The organism is Enterobacter sp. RHBSTW-00318 (assembly GCF_014101375.1).
Classification (GTDB): Bacteria; Pseudomonadota; Gammaproteobacteria; order Enterobacterales; family Enterobacteriaceae; genus Enterobacter; species Enterobacter ludwigii.
Window position 1 is genome coordinate 4,019,513 of the sequence record NZ_JABXQH010000001.1, and the last position, 16,750, is coordinate 4,036,262.

Here is a 16,750-nt window from a genome sequence, read left to right on the forward strand (position 1 = left end):
TTATGAGTGAATCGACTTCACGCCGCCCTGCCTATGCACGCTTACTGGACCGTGCGGTGCGCATTCTTGCCGTCCGTGACCACAGCGAACAGGAGTTGCGGCGAAAACTGTCGGCCCCCGTAATGAGTAAAAACGGGCCGGAAGAGATTGATGCGACTGCGGAAGATTACGACCGCGTCATTGCCTGGTGCTATGAGCACCTCTATCTGGATGACGAGCGTTTCGCTTCCCGGTTTCTTGCCAGCCGTGGCCGCAAAGGATATGGCCCCGCGCGTATCCGCCAGGAGCTGAACCAGAAAGGGGTCGCCCGTGAAACCATTGAAAAGGCCATGCGCGAATGCGACACAGACTGGTGCGCGCTGGCAAAAGAACAGGCCATTCGCAAGTACGGCGAACCCTTGCCACGTGAATTTTCAGAAAAAGTTAAAATCCAGCGCTTTTTGCTCTACCGCGGCTTTCTGATGGAAGATATTCAGGATATCTGGCGTAATTTTGCGGATTGAATGCATGCGGGATTTTACTTCCCACTAAAGAAAACTTATCTTATTCCCACTTTTTCCAGTAGCTGGTCTGTCCAACGTTTTACCGATACAGGCTTGCTACGACATTTCGTTAGCTTGATTTCAGGATAATTATGAGCAAGAGCACCGCTGAGATCCGTCAGGCGTTTCTCGATTTTTTCCATAGTAAGGGACATCAGGTAGTTGCCAGCAGCTCCCTGGTACCGAACAACGATCCGACTCTGCTGTTTACCAACGCCGGGATGAACCAGTTCAAGGATGTGTTCCTTGGTCTCGACAAACGTAATTATTCCCGCGCCACAACCTCACAGCGTTGCGTGCGTGCGGGCGGTAAACACAACGACCTGGAAAACGTCGGTTACACCGCGCGTCACCACACGTTCTTCGAAATGCTGGGTAACTTCAGCTTCGGCGACTATTTCAAACACGATGCCATTCAATATGCGTGGGAACTGCTGACCGGTGAAAACTGGTTCAACCTGCCGAAAGATCGTCTGTGGGTTACCGTCTATGAAACCGATGACGAAGCCTACGAAATCTGGGAAAAAGAGGTTGGTATCCCGCGCGAGCGTATTATTCGCATCGGTGATAACAAAGGCGCACCTTATGCGTCTGACAACTTCTGGCAGATGGGCGATACCGGTCCTTGCGGTCCGTGCACCGAGATCTTCTACGATCACGGCGACCATATCTGGGGTGGTCCTCCAGGCAGCCCGGAAGAAGACGGCGATCGCTACATTGAGATCTGGAACATCGTCTTCATGCAGTTCAACCGTCAGGCTGACGGTACGATGGAGCCGCTGCCGAAACCGTCCGTTGATACCGGTATGGGTCTGGAGCGTATCGCGGCTGTTCTGCAGCACGTTAACTCCAACTACGAAATTGACCTGTTCAGCACCCTGATTAAAGCCGTTGCGCAAGTGACGGGTGCAACCGATCTGAACAACAAATCGCTGCGCGTTATTGCAGACCACATCCGTTCCTGTGCGTTCCTGATTGCCGACGGCGTGATCCCGTCGAATGAAAACCGTGGCTATGTGCTGCGTCGTATCATTCGTCGTGCTATCCGTCACGGCAACATGCTGGGCGCGAAGGACACCTTCTTCTATAAACTCGTTGGGCCACTGATTGGCGTGATGGGCGCAGCCGGTGATGAGCTGAAACGTCAGCAGGCGCAGGTTGAGCAGGTTCTGAAAACGGAAGAAGAGCAGTTTGCTCGTACTCTGGAGCGCGGACTGGCGTTGCTGGATGAAGAGCTGGCGAAACTTAAGGGCGATACGCTGGACGGCGAAACCGCTTTCCGCCTGTACGATACCTACGGTTTCCCGGTTGACCTGACGGCGGACGTTTGCCGTGAGCGCAACATTAAAGTGGACGAAGCAGGCTTTGAAGCCGCAATGGAAGAGCAGCGCCGCCGTGCGCGCGAGTCCAGCGGTTTTGGTGCTGACTACAACGCGATGATCCGCGTTGATGGCGCATCAGAATTCAAAGGCTACGAAAATCTGGAACTGACTGGCAAAGTGACCGCCCTGTTTGTTGACGGTAAAGCCGTAGACAGCATCAACGCGGGTCAGGATGCGGTTGTCATTCTGGACAAAACGCCGTTCTACGCAGAATCCGGCGGCCAGGTTGGCGATAAAGGCGAACTGAAAGGCAACGGTTTCAGCTTCAGCGTAAGCGACACGCAGAAATACGGTCAGGCGATTGGCCATCAGGGCAAACTGACTGCCGGTTCTCTGAAAGTGGGCGAGGGTGTCCAGGCGAACGTTGATGAAGCTCGTCGTGCGCGCATTCGTCTGAACCACTCAGCTACGCACCTGATGCACGCTGCCCTGCGTGAAGTTCTGGGAACGCACGTTGCACAGAAAGGTTCTCTGGTTAACGATAAAGTGCTGCGCTTCGACTTCTCTCATTTTGAAGCGATGAAGCCGTCAGAAATCCGCGCGGTGGAAGATCTGGTGAATGCGCAGATCCGTCGTAACCTGCCAATCGAAACCCATATCATGGATCTCGAGGCGGCGAAGAAGAAAGGCGCGATGGCACTGTTCGGCGAGAAATACGACGACCGCGTTCGCGTGCTGAGCATGGGCGACTTCTCGACTGAACTCTGCGGCGGTACGCATGCCTCCCGTACCGGCGACATTGGTCTGTTCCGCATTGTTTCCGAATCAGGAACGGCGGCGGGCGTGCGTCGTATTGAAGCGGTAACCGGTGAAGGCGCGATTGCCAGCCTGCATGCGCAGAGCGATCAGCTGCACGACATCGCGCAGTTGATGAAAGGTGATAGCCAGAACCTGGGCGAGAAAGTGCGCGTTGCGCTGGATCGCACGCGTCAGCTGGAAAAAGAGCTGCAGCAGCTGAAAGAGCAGGCTGCGGCGCAGGAGAGTGCAAACCTCTCCAGCAAAGCTGTAGACATTAAGGGCGTCAAACTGCTGGTCAGCGATCTGGCGGGCGTTGAGCCTAAGATGCTGCGTACTATGGTCGACGATCTGAAGAACCAGCTCGGTTCCACAGTTATCGTGCTGGCGACAGTGGCAGAAGGTAAGGTTTCTCTGATTGCGGGCGTCTCTAAGGATGTGACCGACCGCGTAAAAGCAGGGGAACTGATTGGTATGGTCGCCCAGCAGGTGGGCGGTAAGGGTGGCGGTCGTCCGGACATGGCGCAAGCCGGTGGTACGGATGCGGCGGCACTTCCTGCGGCATTGGCCAGTGTTGAAAGCTGGGTGAGCGCGAAACTGTAATAACTACAAAGCACAAGCAGACGCCATAGCGGTAACGTTATGGCGTCTTGTTCACTGCGCTATCGATAACGATAAAGTCAGGTTGAGTTTGTGTATATCGGCTAAACTTACGTTTAACAGAATGTGATGCCGTGACTGCTTACACTTTACGTGTTTGTCATCGCTTACTTTTTGGCGTTATATGATGGATAATGCCGGGATACAAGAGACCCGACTCTTTTAATCTTTCAAGGAGCAAAGAATGCTGATTCTGACTCGTCGAGTTGGTGAGACCCTCATGATTGGGGATGAGGTCACCGTGACAGTTTTAGGGGTAAAGGGTAACCAGGTACGTATTGGTGTAAACGCTCCTAAAGAAGTATCTGTCCACCGTGAAGAGATCTACCAGCGTATCCAGGCTGAAAAATCCCAGCAGTCCAGTTACTGATATTGTCGCGTCTCGCTGTCGGGCGAGACGCAACCTCTCCCGCCATTTTTCCTGCTTAAAGTTACCGTTTAATTTCAATCGCTCTGTTTTTAACCACTCTCTTACCCTTAACTCGCCTTAACATCACTATTCTGTCATCAGTTTTCTGAGAAGATGCCTGCAAAATCCGCTTATAAAACACCCTCTTTGCAGCTTTTGCATGCGAATTGCGTGTGATTTGTGCAAACGATAAAAGCTTTTGGAAAATTGTTTGACTTATAAGTCCCAGAAAGTAATATATGCGCCACGCAGCGACGAGAAGCTCTTAACGAGTTACTCGAAGCACTCGAAAGAGGCGTTGTGTGGTGAGGTGGCCGAGAGGCTGAAGGCGCTCCCCTGCTAAGGGAGTATGCGGTCAAAAGCTGCATCCGGGGTTCGAATCCCCGCCTCACCGCCATTTTGCATCCGTAGCTCAGCTGGATAGAGTACTCGGCTACGAACCGAGCGGTCGGAGGTTCGAATCCTCCCGGATGCACCATCTATTACTTCATATTCCTTTCGAAGTGATATGAATATCGAGTAGTACAATAGTAAATCCCGATGCATCCGTAGCTCAGCTGGATAGAGTACTCGGCTACGAACCGAGCGGTCGGAGGTTCGAATCCTCCCGGATGCACCATCTTCTCCGAGATAACAGCAAAGCTGTTGTTTCAAGGTCTGCGGGTTAGCCGCAAGCACCAGGGAGGATAACGTTGCTTTAGCAACGGCTCGAAGGGCGAGGCGCAGCCGAGTAATCCTCCCGGATGCACCATTTACTATTTCTGAAAGCAGTACCCTGATGCATCCGTAGCTCAGCTGGATAGAGTACTCGGCTACGAACCGAGCGGTCGGAGGTTCGAATCCTCCCGGATGCACCATCTATTACTTCATATTGCTTTCGAAGTGATATGAATATCGAGTAGTACAATAGTAAATCCCGATGCATCCGTAGCTCAGCTGGATAGAGTACTCGGCTACGAACCGAGCGGTCGGAGGTTCGAATCCTCCCGGATGCACCATCTTCTTTTCTGTACCACTCTCTTTCTCCCTGGTTATTCCTTCGACGTTCCGTCAGCAATCATTTCTCTTTGAGCGACAAAAACCACCGTTTACGATAAAGTAATGCTTTGTTAATCGTTTAGCGAGAGCACGATGTACGCACAGTATGACGGTTTGATCTTCGATATGGATGGCACTCTCCTGGATACCGAACCCACGCATCGTCAAGCCTGGACTGATGTCCTTGCTCGTTACGGTATGCGTTTCGATCTTCAGGCGATGATCGCCCTCAACGGAGCCCCAACCTGGCGTATAGCGCAGGCCGTGATTGAACGTAATCATGCCGATCTCGACCCGCACCTTCTGGCCCGTGAAAAAACCGATGCGGTAAAAGCGATGCTTTTAGATACCGTGCGTCCGTTACCGTTAATTGACGTCGTAAAAGCATGGCACGGGCGTCGTCCTATGTCCGTTGGCACGGGCAGTGAAAGCGCTATTTCGGAAGCGCTGCTCACCCATCTTGGCCTGCGCCATTATTTCTCTGCGGTGGTTGCCGCCGATCATGTTCAAAATCACAAGCCCGCACCGGACACCTTCCTGCGTTGTGCAGAATTGATGGGTGTGCCTGCGGTGAAATGTGTTGTGTTCGAAGATGCTGATTTTGGTATTCAGGCCGCGCGCGATGCCGGGATGGATGTTGTGGACGTCCGCTTACTGTGAGTGACGCGCTGTCACTTTTATCATTATTCGCCAGCAGTTTTTTAAGCGCCACGCTCTTGCCGGGAAATTCGGAAGTGGTGCTGGTGGCGATGCTGTTGTCTGGCGTGAGTCAGCCCTGGTTGCTCGTGTTAATAGCAACAATGGGTAATAGCTTTGGAGGGCTGACTAACGTTATTCTTGGGCGTTTCTTTCCGCTGCGTGAAAAATCGCGCTGGCAGGAAAAGGCAGTCGGCTGGCTAAAACGCTATGGCGCTGCCACGCTGTTATTAAGCTGGATGCCTGTAATAGGTGATTTACTGTGCCTGCTGGCGGGATGGATGCGCATCTCCTGGGGGCCAGTGCTCTTTTTTTTGTGCCTTGGCAAGGCGTTGCGCTATGTTCTCGTGGCATGGGCAACACTACAGGGTATGACGTGGTGGCACTAATTGGTGGAATGAATACGCGACCTTCAATCGTCAACCATTACAATTATGCTGAGTAACAATACTTTGACAGGCGGGAGGTCAATTTGATCCCGGACGTATCTCAGGCGCTGGCCTGGCTGGAAAATCACCCTCAGGCACTGAAGGGTATTCAGCGTGGTCTTGAGCGTGAAACGCTGCGCGTTAACGCGGACGGTAGCTTAGCGACAACGGGTCACCCGAAGGCGTTAGGCTCGGCGCTGACACATAAATGGATCACAACCGATTTCGCTGAAGCGCTGCTGGAATTCATCACGCCAGTGGATGGTGATATTGATCATATGCTAACGATTCTGCGCGACATCCATCGCTACACTGCCCGCAATCTGGGTGATGAGCGTATGTGGCCGCTCAGCATGCCGTGCTATATCGAACAAGGCCAGGAGATTGAACTGGCGCAATACGGCACGTCAAATATCGGTCAGCTGAAAACGCTCTATCGTGAGGGGCTGAAAAACCGCTACGGTGCGTTGATGCAGACCATTTCTGGCGTGCATTACAATTTCTCTTTACCCATGGCGTTCTGGCAGGCGAAGTGCGGCGAAACGGATAAAGACGCGATCTCCGCGGGTTATTTCCGCCTGATCCGCAACTACTATCGTTTTGGCTGGGTCATTCCGTATCTGTTTGGGGCATCGCCTGCGATATGCTCGTCATTCCTGCAGGGGAAACCGACCACGCTGCCGTTCGAGAAGACAGAGTGTGGAATGTACTATCTCCCGTACGCCACCTCCCTGCGTCTTAGCGATCTGGGTTATACCAATAAGTCGCAAAGCAATCTCGGTATTACGTTTAACGAATTGCACGAATATGTGGCAGGATTGAAGCGGGCGATCAAAACGCCGTCGGAAGAGTACGAGAAAATCGGCCTCGAAAAAGACGGTAAGCGCCTGCAGATTAACAGCAACGTGCTGCAGATTGAAAATGAACTGTACGCGCCTATTCGTCCGAAGCGCGTCACGCACAGCGGTGAAACCCCGTCGGATGCACTGCAGCGCGGCGGGATTGAATACATAGAAGTGCGCTCGCTGGATATCAACCCGTTCTCACCCATCGGCGTTGATGAGCAGCAGGTTCGCTTCCTGGATCTGTTTATGGTCTGGTGCGTACTGGCGGATGCGCCGGAAATGAGTTCAGAGGAACTGCTCTGTACCCGTACCAACTGGAACCGCGTGATTCTGGAAGGGCGCAAGCCGGGTCTTACGCTGGGTATTGGCTGCGAGACAGCGCAGTTCCCGCTGACGAAAGTCGGCAAGGATCTGTTCCGTGACCTGAAGCGTGTTGCCCGAACCATGGACAGCATTGACGGTGGTGAAGCCTATCAGAACGTGTGCGACCAGCTGGTTGAATCGTTTGATAACCCGGAACTGACGTTCTCAGCGCGTATTCTGCGTTCTATGATTGATCAGGGTATTGGCGGCACCGGGCGTTCGCTCTCTGCGGAATACCGCGAGATGCTGAAGCAGGAGCCGTTAGAGATTCTGAGTGAAGCCGATTTTGTGGCAGAACGAGACGCGTCTGTCGTGCGTCAGAAAGAGGTTGAAGCGGCGGATACGGAGTCGTTTGAGGCGTTTCTGGCGAAACAGGCTTAACAGAAAAGAAAAAGGCCACATCGCTGTGGCCAAAATATACATCTCTGAATTCAGGGATGATGATAACAAATGCGCGTCTTTCATATACTCAGACGTGCATTTTGTAGAAGAGTTCAGTTTATTTTAAAAAAAATCACTATCGGAGGTGACGTATGCCGTTATTAGATAGCTTTACTGTCGACCATACCCGTATGGAAGCACCTGCAGTACGTGTGGCGAAGACCATGCACACCCCGCACGGCGACACGATCACCGTATTCGATCTGCGCTTCTGCGTGCCTAACAAAGAAGTGATGCCAGAGAAAGGCATTCACACCCTGGAGCACCTGTTTGCCGGGTTTATGCGCGACCACCTGAATGGTAATGGCGTGGAGATCATCGATATCTCTCCGATGGGTTGCCGTACCGGTTTCTACATGAGCCTGATTGGTCAGCCTGAAGAGAAACGCGTCGCGGATGCCTGGAAAGCGGCAATGGAAGATGTGCTGAAGGTGAAAGAGCAGAACCAGATCCCTGAGCTGAACGTATATCAGTGCGGAACTTACCAGATGCACTCTCTGGAAGAAGCCCAGGAGATCGCGCGTCATATCATCGAGCGTGACGTTCGCGTAAACAGCAACGAAGAGCTGGCGCTGCCAAAAGAAAAACTGCAGGAACTGCACATCTAGTGCACCTTTTCCCTCTCCCTCAGGGAGAGGGTAGGGTGAGGGGCGTTTAACCTCATGACCACAACCTCAACCTTCTCCTTTACCCATCGCCCACTTGTTCCTTATGCCCATGATTACCTTCATGGCGACAGCGAGCCGTGGCATCAGCACGACTGCGCGCAATTGCTGCACACCCTGAGTGGGGTGGTGAGAGTCGATACCGCATCAGGTTGTTGGGTGGTGCCGCCCGGACGTGGCGTCTGGCTACCCGCGGGCACTCCGCACTCTTTGCGTATTACCGGCAACGTTGCGGCGCGCACGTTGTTTATCGATCCCCTGGCGCGAGCCGATCTTCCGGCAACCTGTCAGATAGTCCAGATCTCCGGTCTGTTACGCGAACTTATCCTCACCTCGCTGACGCTTGAGGCGTCCTACTCGCCAGGCAGTCGTGATGAGCGCGTATATGAGCTCATTCTGGATGAAATCCGCACGATGCGGGTGCTGCCGTTTCACCTGCCTGAGCCGGAAAGCGAGCCGTTGCGTACCCTTTGCCAGCAGATCCGGCTGTTGCCGGGGGAAAGCTGGGGCAGCATGCAGGCCGCAAACACGCTTGGTATGAGTGAACGTACGATGAACCGCCATTTCAAGCAGCAGACGGGGTTAAGCTACGGTGAGTGGCTAAGAAGGGCGCGCCTGCTGGAAGCGCTGCTGCGCCTGGGACAAGGTCAGCCAGTGCTACGTGTGGCGCTTGATCTGGGCTACGGCAGCCACAGTGCCTTTACGGCGATGTTTCGCCGGGTGATGGGGATATCACCCAGCGATTATTTCAAAGACAGCTAGCTGACAGCATTGAACAGGGCCTGAAGAGACGCGCGGGCCACGTCGCTGTCAATGCCGACGCCCCAGCGGCTGCTACCATCCTGAAACAGACAGCGGATATACGCCACCGAGCGGCTGTCGCTGCGCTCCCCAAGCGTATGTTCGTGATAGTCCTTAATGACAAACGGGGTCGTGACCCAGCGGCTTAGACCATTGGCCGCCGCGGATAAAAGCCCGTTGCCTTGCCCCTCCAGCTGGCGCATCCCGCCCTGCGTCGTGACGCTTGCCGTCAGATGTAACTGCCCGTCCTGCTGGCTGTCGCTACGGTAAGCGTGCAGGGCAAAGCCCGGCGTCTCTACCAGCCCATAACGGGTGCGGAACAGTTGCCACAGCGCATGCTGCGTCATCTCTTTACCGTGCTGGTCGGTTTCCTGCTGTACGTGCTGGCTAAAGTCCTGCTGCAGGGCGCGGGGTAATTTCAGACCATGATTTTGTTCAATAAGCCACGCGCTGCCGCTTTTCCCTGACTGGCTGTTAACCCGGATCACCGCTTCGTAGGTGCAACCAATATCCTGCGGGTCAACCGGCAGATAGGGCATTTCCCAGCGTTCGTCAGGCTTGCGGGCATCAAAGCCTTTCTTGATGGCATCCTGATGTGAACCTGAAAATGCGGTATACGCCAGCCGTCCTGCCCACGGATGGCGCGGATGCACCGGCAGCTGATTGCAGGTTTCTACCACCTCCACCACGTGATTCATGTCGCTAAAGTCCAGATTCGGGCTAATCCCCTGGCTGTAGAGGTTCATCGCCAGCGTGACCAGGCAGACGTTACCGGTTCGTTCGCCGTTCCCAAACAGACACCCTTCGACACGGTCTGCACCGGCCATCAGGGCCAGCTCCGCGCTGGCGACACCGGTGCCGCGGTCGTTATGCGGATGGACGCTGATGCAGACATCGCTGCGGCGGCTGAAATGACGGCAGAAATACTCAATCTGATCGGCATACACATTCGGTGTACTGACCTCAACGGTGGCCGGTAAGTTGATCACCATCGGGCGTTCGGCGCACGGCTGCCAGATGTCTGCCACGGCTTCGCAAATCTCCAGCGCAAAGTCCGGCTCGGTAAAGCAGAAAGTTTCCGGAGAGTATTCGTATTGCCAGCGGGTGGCGGGATTCTCTTCGCACAGCGTGCGGATAAGACGCGTGGAACGGGTCGCCAGCTCAACGATTTGCGCTTTCTCCATGCCGAACACCAGGCGGCGGAACAGCGGGGCGGTGGCGTTATACAGGTGTACGGTGGCCTGCTTCGCCCCGCGCAGCGACGCAAAGGTACGCAGGATAAGGTCTTCTCGCGCCTGGGTTAATACCTGAATGGTGACGTCATCGGGAATGCGGTTTTCGTCGATCAACTGACGCACAAAATTGAAGTCCGTCTGTGAGGCAGAGGGGAAAGCGACTTCGATTTCTTTGAATCCGCAACGCAGTAACAACGCCCAGAACTGCAGTTTGCGGTTGCTGTCCATCGGCTCGGCAAGGGCCTGATTACCGTCGCGTAAATCGGTGGAAAGCCAGCGCGGCGCCTGCGTGAGGCGTTGCTCAGGCCAGCGGCGATCGGGCAGGGAAATAGCAGGTTGAGGTTGGTATTTGTCGGAAGGTGTTTTCAGCATGGTGCGCTCCTGTTGTCTTTTCACTATCGTGAATCGATTTCAGGAGCGCTGCTTTATCGTTACTGACAATCGCTGTCGCGATCTGGACACCGCACGTTAGTGCGCACCGCCGCCACCGCCTCCGGCGCCAAACGGTGGTCGGGCAAACCATACCAGTCCCAGCAGGATGATAAAGATCCCCGCCGATATCCAGAATATCTCGTTTGCCGAGATAATCAGGCCCTGGTTGGTGATCTGCTGGGCGATCCAGCCGGATGTCTGCTGCTCCGTCATCCCCATTCCCTGAAGCTGACTGTACATCTGCTGCGAGTTAGGGTTAAACGGGTTCACCGCTTCGGTCAGCTGCGCATGGTGCATCGACTCGCGATTGGTCCAAAGGGTCGTGGTGATCGACGTCCCGATGGAGCCTGCCAGCGTACGCGTAAAGTTCGACAGGCTTGATGCCGCCGCCATGCGCTCTGGCGGCAAGCCAGAAAGCGTAATGGTCGTCAGCGGCATAAAGAAGCACGCCACGGCGAAGCCCTGAATGAACTGCGGCCATGCGGATGCGCCAAAGTCCATGCCCGGCTCGAACGTATACGCGCGCCAGTAGAAGCACACCGCGTACATAATAAAGCTGAAGGTCACCAGTCTGCGCATGTCGAGCTTGTGAGCGAAGCGGCCGATAATCGGCGACAGCAGGACCGGAATTAACCCCACTGGCGCAGAAGCCAAACCTGCCCAGGTTGCGGTGTAGCCATATACCTCCTGCAACAGCTGCGGCAGCAGAACGATTGCGCCGAAGTAGAGCATGTAGGCCAGGCTGATACACAGGCAGCCGATGGTGAAGTTTCGCGACTTAAACAGCGAGAGATCGACGATTGGGTTATCGTCTGTCAGCTCCCAGACGATCAGGAAGCTCAGCGATATCACCGCGACAACGGTCAGGATGATAATCTCTGTCGAGTTAAACCAGTCCAGCTCTTTACCCTGATCGAGCATCACCTGCAGGCTACCGATCCCGACCACCAGCAGCGCCAGACCAATGGCGTCAATTCGCCGCTGCTCTGTTCGGGTTTCGCGACCGCGCAGCGTTTGCAGGGTCAGCATCACCACCAGCGCCCCAATCGGCACGTTGATGAAGAAGATCCAGCCCCAGTGGTAGTTGTCGCTGATATAGCCGCCGAGGATAGGCCCGCAAATCGGTGCGACAATCACCGTCATTGACCACAGCGCCAGCGCGATAGAGCGCTTAGCGGGCGGATAGTTGTTCAGCAGCAAACTCTGCGACAGCGGAATCAGCGGCCCGGCCACAATCCCCTGAATGACGCGGAAGATGATCAGCATCGTCAGGCTGTTGGACATGCCGCACGCCCAGGAGGCGAGCACGAACAATACCGTTGACCACAGGAACAGCTTCACTTCACCGACGCGCTTCGCCAGCCAGCCGGTGATAGGGATGGAGATGGCGTTTGCCACCCCAAACGAGGTAATGACCCAGGTCCCCTGGCTCAGTGACGAGCCAAGGTTACCGGCGATGGTCGGGATCGCCACGTTTGCGATGGTAGAGTCCAGCACCTGCATGAATGTCGCCAGCGACAGCGCAATGGTCATGATAACCAGTTGCGCCCCCTCCAGCGGTTTTTGCGGCTTTTGCTGTTGCATAATGCTCACCTTCGGATTAACCGGCGTTTGCCTTCACGATGTCATCGATCAGTTTATTGACCGGATCGAGGCTAATTTCACGGGCGTTACTTTCATAAGCCGGGGTGCTGCGCACCTGACTTGCCAGGATCTGACCATCGCGGTTGGCGGTATCAACCGTTACCAGCGTAGAGAGGCCAATACGCAGCGGATGGTCCGCCAGCTGTTTTGCATCCAGTTCAATACGTACAGGCAAGCGCTGAACCACTTTGATCCAGTTCCCGGTGGCGTTTTGCGCTGGCAACAGGGAGAAGGCACTGCCGGTCCCCATATCCAGGCCGACCACTTTCCCGGTGTACTTCACGTCATCACCGTAAATATCGCTGATCACCGTCGCGGTCTGGCCGATACGCATATGGGCAAGCTGCGTCTCTTTAAAGTTCGCATCAACCCACAGGTTGTCCGCCGGAACGACCGCCATCAGCGGCGTGGTTGGGCTAATTTGGGCGCCAGGCTGGACGGAACGACGAGAGACGTAGCCGGTCATCGGGCTGACAATTTTAGTACGCTGCAGGGCAAGCCACGCGTTGCGCACGTCGGTGGCAGCCTGTTGCACGGCAGGCTGGTTTTCCAGGCTGGTGCCCAGCACCATCGCCTGGTTGGCGTTGTACTGTTGAATCGCCACGTCCAGCTGCGCCTGTGCGCTGGCAACGGCATCACGCGCGTGCTGCAGCTCTTCACGGCCAATCAGGTTGGCAGTGCCGAGGGGAACGCGACGGTTCAGGTCGCTCTGCGCCTGCGCCAGTGCGGTTTTCTGCACGTCGATGTTGGCCTGCAGCTGCTTGCTGTTGATCATCAGCTGGCGGGTCTGACGGACGCTGGAGGCCAGCGCGGTCTGGGCTTTTTCAAAAGCCTGTTGGGCGTCGGTCGGATCGAGCGTGACCAATACATCCCCTTTTTGCACAAAATCGGTGTTATCAGCCCAGACTTTCGTCACGCTGCCCGATACCTGCGCCATAATTTGTACCTGGTTCCCTGCCACGTATGCATCGTCTGTCTCTTCAGCATGACGCAATACTAAAAACCAATAGATCCCATATGCCACGGCAATAATAATAAAGAGCAATGTCAGTACAATAAGGGCGCTTTTGCGTTTGCCCTTTTTATTGACCGGTTGCTGCGGGGTAGTGCTCTCCGCATTTGCGCTCATTGTTGTTCTCCACGATCTTCTTATTTTCACATCGGCTGAGCCGAGCTGTTGTCAGAAAGGCCAGCAGTGTGACGTGCTGGCCTGTCGGTTTTCTTATGAGTCTGGGATTGTTGAGCGTGTTGTCGCGTTAGCGCAGCGCCTCTAGAACAGCGCCGTCTTCATCCATCTGGTCCAGACGGGTCAGCAGCTTACGAGTAATGTGCTCAAGCTGGTCGCGCTCGGTGGTGCTGAGGGCAGACCACAGTTGATGCAGGCAATTATGCTGAGGTGGCAGCACCTCACGCAGGAATTGGTGACCTTTGTCGGTCAGCTGCAGATGCAGGCAGCGGCGATCGTTATCGCTTTCACGGCGTTCAATCCAGCCGCGTTTTTCCAGTTCATCGGCAATACGGGTGGCATTAGTACGGGATGAACCCAGCGCGCAGCTCAGCTCTGACGGCTGAATGCTGTGATTTTCCTGAGACTCCAGCGTAATTAACGCCATAAACAACGTCTCGTTAATCCCTTGAGCTTTCAGCATCTTATTACGATTTTCCAGTAGCTTACCCTGCATGTGCATGCACAGGCGGGTCAGCAGGATCTCCTGATACGGGAAGTCCTCATGACGACTGGCGCGGAATTTAAGCATTTGTTCAATGGGCGTAAACGAACTATCCATTTGGGCATAACCTCATTAATTACAGCCGATATAGTAACGATAGTGACAAATAATGTAAATGAATTATTTGTGCGGTTATATCCGCCAAACTTATGTCACCATCAGAAAGCGCCGGGTAAGTCCGTGACCCGGTGAGCACAGAGAGCGTTGGGAGTGAACCCGCGGAAGAGAGGATGTGAGGACGGGGGTCTGAACTATTCATGCCGGTAGAAAATATGTCACCCACATTAAAATTTCTGGGATAAATGATTACGTTTACATTAACAGACTGCAGGGCCCCTTTACACCCTAAGAGGCCCAAAGCAATGTAAAACTTAGTTAATTACGTCCTGGCGATGGTACCCGCGCCACCATACTAGCAGATTCAGCGCGGCGACGATTGCCCCTATCCCGCACACGCCTGACCAACCGGCATGCTGCCACGCCGAGGCTGAAATTAACGAACCCGCTGCGCCGCCAATAAAATAGCTGGTCATGTATCCGGCCGTGAGGCGGTTACGCGCCTCTGGCTTCACGCGGTAGATGACGGTCTGGTTAGTGATATGCACGCCCTGTACGGTCAGGTCGAGTACCAGAATACCGACGATCAGCGCCAGCACAGAGGTATGGCCATACCAGATGGCTGCCCAGGAGAGCAGGAGCAGAACCAGCCCGGCAGAGGTCGTCAGATGGGATTTGCCTTTATCCGCCAAGCCGCCCGCCGGACGCGCGCCCAGGGCTCCCGCAGCGCCCGCCAGACCAAACAGACCAATCACCGCTTCGGAATAATTGAACGGCGGTGCGGCCAGCAGAAACGCCATTGAGGTCCATAAGATGCTGAAGTTGGCGAAGGTCAAACAGCCCAGCAACGCACGCGTACGCAGCAGTTTATCGTGTGTGAAGAGGCTGAAAACGGAGGCGAGAAGCTGCGGATAATTAAGGTGATTTTCCTGCTTCACCTTTGGCAGCCCGCGCCACAGGGCAAGCGCCATCACGGCCATCAGTACGCTCGCCACCCAATACACGGTACGCCAGCCACCAAGACTCGCCAGCAGCCCGGCGACGGTCCGCGCCAGCAAAATCCCCAGCAGCAGGCCGCTCATGATTGTTCCCACCACCTTGCCGCGCTTTTCCGGTGAGGCGAGAGTGGCGGCGAGCGGAACCAGAATCTGCGCCACGACGGAGAACAGACCCGTTAACGCGGTGCCGATAATCATCATCGTTAACGAGTGGCTGCTGGCGGTGATCAGCATCCCGCCTGCGGCCAGCAAGGTCATGGAGACAATCAGCATCCGACGCTCAAACATATCGCCCAGCGGCACGAGGAAAAGCAGCCCGGCGGCATAGCCAAGCTGCGCGGCGGTGACAATAAAGCCAGCGGAGCTGGCAGAAAGGTTAAATGCGCGGGCGATGGTATCGAGCAGTGGCTGCGCGTAGTAGTTACTGGCGACTGCCAGACCCGTTGCCACGGACATTAAAAGGATGAGTGCCGGGCTAAGCCCTTGAGTTGTTTTAGTCATCAGGTTCAGGAATCGTGAGTTAAGTGATTATTTTTCCGTGAACCATAATAGCGAATGATTGTGAATGTGGTGGGATTGTTACGTGCTGGATTGTGCGGTTTAGGGGAGTTCACCCTCTCCCGTGGGGAGAGGGCAGGTCTGAAGGGCTCTTATGACTTCTGCGCGTCCATCGCTTCTTTTACCCAGCCATCAAACTGCTGCTGGTGGGCTTTGATCCAGCCATCCACGTGGCCTTTGATGTCAGCTTCGGACGATTTCCCCGCGTGCATCATTGCGTTCTGGGCGTTGATGTCCGCCAGAGGCAGTTTCATCACCGAGAACAGCTTCGCTGCCGCCGGGTTTTTCTCAGCCCAGGTTTTGTTAGCAACGATATGCATCGTGTTTACCGGGAAGCCATAGTTCATGCCGTTTGGCAGTTTGGTGTCGATATCTTTCTGCTCGCCCGGCAGGGAAGAGAAGGGCACCTGCAGCCACACCACGTCTTTCCCCGGCTTCAGCACGTCGCTCACCCAGTACGGTGTCCAGGTGTAATAGATAACCGGTTTACCCTCTTTGAAGCGGGCAATGGTGTCGGCCATCATCGCCGAGTAGTTACCGTGGCTGACGTCGACCGTTTTCGCCAGGTCAAAGGCTTTGTTCTGGTGATTAATCACCGCCTCACAGCCCCAGCCCGGCGAGCAGCCCATCATGTCAGCTTTGCCGTCACCGTTGGTGTCGAACAGTTTGGCAATCTTCGGATCCTTCAGCTGCTCAATATTGGTGATGTGGTACTGGTCGGCTGTTTTCTTGTCGATCAGGTACCCCTGCGCCGCACCGGTCACGAAGGTGCCTTCACGGTAGAATTTTTTATCCCCGCCGGCGGCGGCATACATGTCGTCGTGCAGCGGCTGCCAGTTGACGGCGGTAAAGGTGGCATCACCGGAGGCAATCGAGGTGTAGCCCACGTTGTAATCCACTTCACTTGGGGTGTTGACCGTATAGCCCAGTTTTTCCAGCGCGCGGCTGACTAACAGCGTCTGGAAGGTCTCTTCTGAAATGGTGCTTTGCACCGGTTGCACGGTAATGCCTTTGCCCGGCAGGTCTGCTGCAAACGTGCTGGTGGAGACAAGGGTGGCAAACGCTGTGGCAAAAAGTACGCGATGTCGCAT

14 protein-coding genes and 5 tRNA genes are annotated in these 16,750 nt (G+C 54.9%); 13 read left to right on the top strand and 6 right to left on the bottom strand.

Translation table 11 applies throughout. The features are described 5' to 3' along the window. Positions 1-2: 2 nt before the first annotated feature. The 13 genes from recX to HV157_RS19915 all read left to right on the top strand — a co-directional run bounded on the left by recX (position 3) and on the right by HV157_RS19915 (position 8,966). Complete coding sequence (gene recX, locus HV157_RS19855) at positions 3-503, top strand: recombination regulator RecX (RefSeq protein ID WP_182268858.1); 501 nt, start codon at positions 3-5, stop codon at positions 501-503. A 131-nt stretch (positions 504-634) separates the two neighbouring features. After that, positions 635-3,262 carry an alanine--tRNA ligase gene (gene alaS, locus HV157_RS19860; RefSeq protein WP_182268859.1) on the top strand — a complete coding sequence of 876 codons (2,628 nt, stop codon included), beginning with the start codon at positions 635-637 and terminating at the stop codon, positions 3,260-3,262. Positions 3,263-3,503: 241 nt separating this feature from the next. Further along, the gene (gene csrA / locus HV157_RS19865; RefSeq protein ID WP_000906486.1) at positions 3,504-3,689 is read left to right on the top strand and encodes a carbon storage regulator CsrA; all 186 of its coding nucleotides are present in this window, start codon (positions 3,504-3,506) and stop codon (positions 3,687-3,689) included. 343 nt (positions 3,690-4,032) lie between these two features. Further along, positions 4,033-4,125, top strand: a tRNA-Ser gene (locus tag HV157_RS19870). 4 nt (positions 4,126-4,129) lie between these two features. Further along, positions 4,130-4,206: transfer RNA gene (locus tag HV157_RS19875), tRNA-Arg, on the top strand. A gap of 64 nt (positions 4,207-4,270) precedes the next feature. Further along, a tRNA-Arg gene (locus HV157_RS19880) sits at positions 4,271-4,347 on the top strand. A 161-nt stretch (positions 4,348-4,508) separates the two neighbouring features. Continuing rightward, positions 4,509-4,585: transfer RNA gene (locus HV157_RS19885), tRNA-Arg, on the top strand. A 64-nt stretch (positions 4,586-4,649) separates the two neighbouring features. Continuing rightward, positions 4,650-4,726: transfer RNA gene (locus tag HV157_RS19890), tRNA-Arg, on the top strand. 133 nt (positions 4,727-4,859) lie between these two features. Beyond that, positions 4,860-5,426, top strand: coding sequence for a fructose-1-phosphate/6-phosphogluconate phosphatase (gene yqaB, locus HV157_RS19895; protein WP_182268860.1), 567 nt, complete (start codon positions 4,860-4,862; stop codon positions 5,424-5,426). Continuing rightward, a complete protein-coding gene (locus HV157_RS19900) occupies positions 5,423-5,851 on the top strand; it encodes a YqaA family protein (RefSeq protein ID WP_032678833.1) in 429 nt (142 codons plus the stop codon). Before yqaB ends, HV157_RS19900 begins: the two co-directional genes overlap by 4 nt. An 83-nt stretch (positions 5,852-5,934) precedes the next feature. Further along, complete coding sequence (gene gshA, locus HV157_RS19905; RefSeq protein WP_182268861.1) at positions 5,935-7,479, top strand: glutamate--cysteine ligase; 1,545 nt, start codon at positions 5,935-5,937, stop codon at positions 7,477-7,479. Positions 7,480-7,631: 152 nt separating this feature from the next. Next, positions 7,632-8,147 (top strand): S-ribosylhomocysteine lyase, encoded by a 516-nt coding sequence (gene luxS / locus HV157_RS19910; RefSeq protein WP_008499539.1) that lies wholly within the window; start codon positions 7,632-7,634, stop codon positions 8,145-8,147. A 54-nt stretch (positions 8,148-8,201) separates the two neighbouring features. Further along, entirely contained in the window at positions 8,202-8,966 is a 765-nt protein-coding gene (locus tag HV157_RS19915) for a helix-turn-helix transcriptional regulator (RefSeq protein WP_032680417.1), read from the top strand. Here the strand turns inward: HV157_RS19915 and leuA are convergent. The 6 genes from leuA to proX all read right to left on the bottom strand — a co-directional run bounded on the left by leuA (position 8,963) and on the right by proX (position 16,750). Beyond that, positions 8,963-10,612 (bottom strand): 2-isopropylmalate synthase, encoded by a 1,650-nt coding sequence (gene leuA / locus HV157_RS19920; RefSeq protein ID WP_104440319.1) that lies wholly within the window; start codon positions 10,610-10,612, stop codon positions 8,963-8,965. The genes HV157_RS19915 and leuA overlap by 4 nt on opposite strands. A gap of 96 nt (positions 10,613-10,708) precedes the next feature. Beyond that, the gene (gene emrB, locus HV157_RS19925) at positions 10,709-12,256 is read right to left on the bottom strand and encodes a multidrug efflux MFS transporter permease subunit EmrB (RefSeq protein WP_182268862.1); all 1,548 of its coding nucleotides are present in this window, start codon (positions 12,254-12,256) and stop codon (positions 10,709-10,711) included. 16 nt (positions 12,257-12,272) lie between these two features. Continuing rightward, the gene (gene emrA / locus HV157_RS19930; RefSeq protein WP_020883861.1) at positions 12,273-13,445 is read right to left on the bottom strand and encodes a multidrug efflux MFS transporter periplasmic adaptor subunit EmrA; all 1,173 of its coding nucleotides are present in this window, start codon (positions 13,443-13,445) and stop codon (positions 12,273-12,275) included. Positions 13,446-13,572: 127 nt separating this feature from the next. Then, on the bottom strand, positions 13,573-14,103 hold the full coding sequence (gene emrR / locus HV157_RS19935; protein WP_014171323.1) for a multidrug efflux transporter EmrAB transcriptional repressor EmrR: 531 nt from the start codon (positions 14,101-14,103) through the stop codon (positions 13,573-13,575). Between the two features lie 314 nt (positions 14,104-14,417). Further along, the gene (locus tag HV157_RS19940; protein WP_014171322.1) at positions 14,418-15,602 is read right to left on the bottom strand and encodes an MFS transporter; all 1,185 of its coding nucleotides are present in this window, start codon (positions 15,600-15,602) and stop codon (positions 14,418-14,420) included. 149 nt (positions 15,603-15,751) lie between these two features. Beyond that, a complete protein-coding gene (proX, locus tag HV157_RS19945; protein WP_025203399.1) occupies positions 15,752-16,750 on the bottom strand; it encodes a glycine betaine/L-proline ABC transporter substrate-binding protein ProX in 999 nt (332 codons plus the stop codon).

Bases quoted from the DNA above. Each gene is read 5' to 3' on its own strand.
- proX (WP_025203399.1), bottom strand. From the start codon at position 16,750: ATGCGACATCGCGTACTTTTTGCCACAGCGTTTGCCACCCTTGTCTCC.
- leuA (WP_104440319.1), bottom strand. From the start codon at position 10,612: ATGCTGAAAACACCTTCCGACAAATACCAACCTCAACCTGCTATTTCC.
- emrR (WP_014171323.1), bottom strand. From the start codon at position 14,103: ATGGATAGTTCGTTTACGCCCATTGAACAAATGCTTAAATTCCGCGCC.
- alaS (WP_182268859.1), top strand. From the start codon at position 635: ATGAGCAAGAGCACCGCTGAGATCCGTCAGGCGTTTCTCGATTTTTTC.
- HV157_RS19915 (WP_032680417.1), top strand. From the start codon at position 8,202: ATGACCACAACCTCAACCTTCTCCTTTACCCATCGCCCACTTGTTCCT.
- luxS (WP_008499539.1), top strand. From the start codon at position 7,632: ATGCCGTTATTAGATAGCTTTACTGTCGACCATACCCGTATGGAAGCA.
- emrA (WP_020883861.1), bottom strand. From the start codon at position 13,445: ATGAGCGCAAATGCGGAGAGCACTACCCCGCAGCAACCGGTCAATAAA.
- HV157_RS19940 (WP_014171322.1), bottom strand. From the start codon at position 15,602: ATGACTAAAACAACTCAAGGGCTTAGCCCGGCACTCATCCTTTTAATG.
- emrB (WP_182268862.1), bottom strand. From the start codon at position 12,256: ATGCAACAGCAAAAGCCGCAAAAACCGCTGGAGGGGGCGCAACTGGTT.
- csrA (WP_000906486.1), top strand. From the start codon at position 3,504: ATGCTGATTCTGACTCGTCGAGTTGGTGAGACCCTCATGATTGGGGAT.
- recX (WP_182268858.1), top strand. From the start codon at position 3: ATGAGTGAATCGACTTCACGCCGCCCTGCCTATGCACGCTTACTGGAC.
- yqaB (WP_182268860.1), top strand. From the start codon at position 4,860: ATGTACGCACAGTATGACGGTTTGATCTTCGATATGGATGGCACTCTC.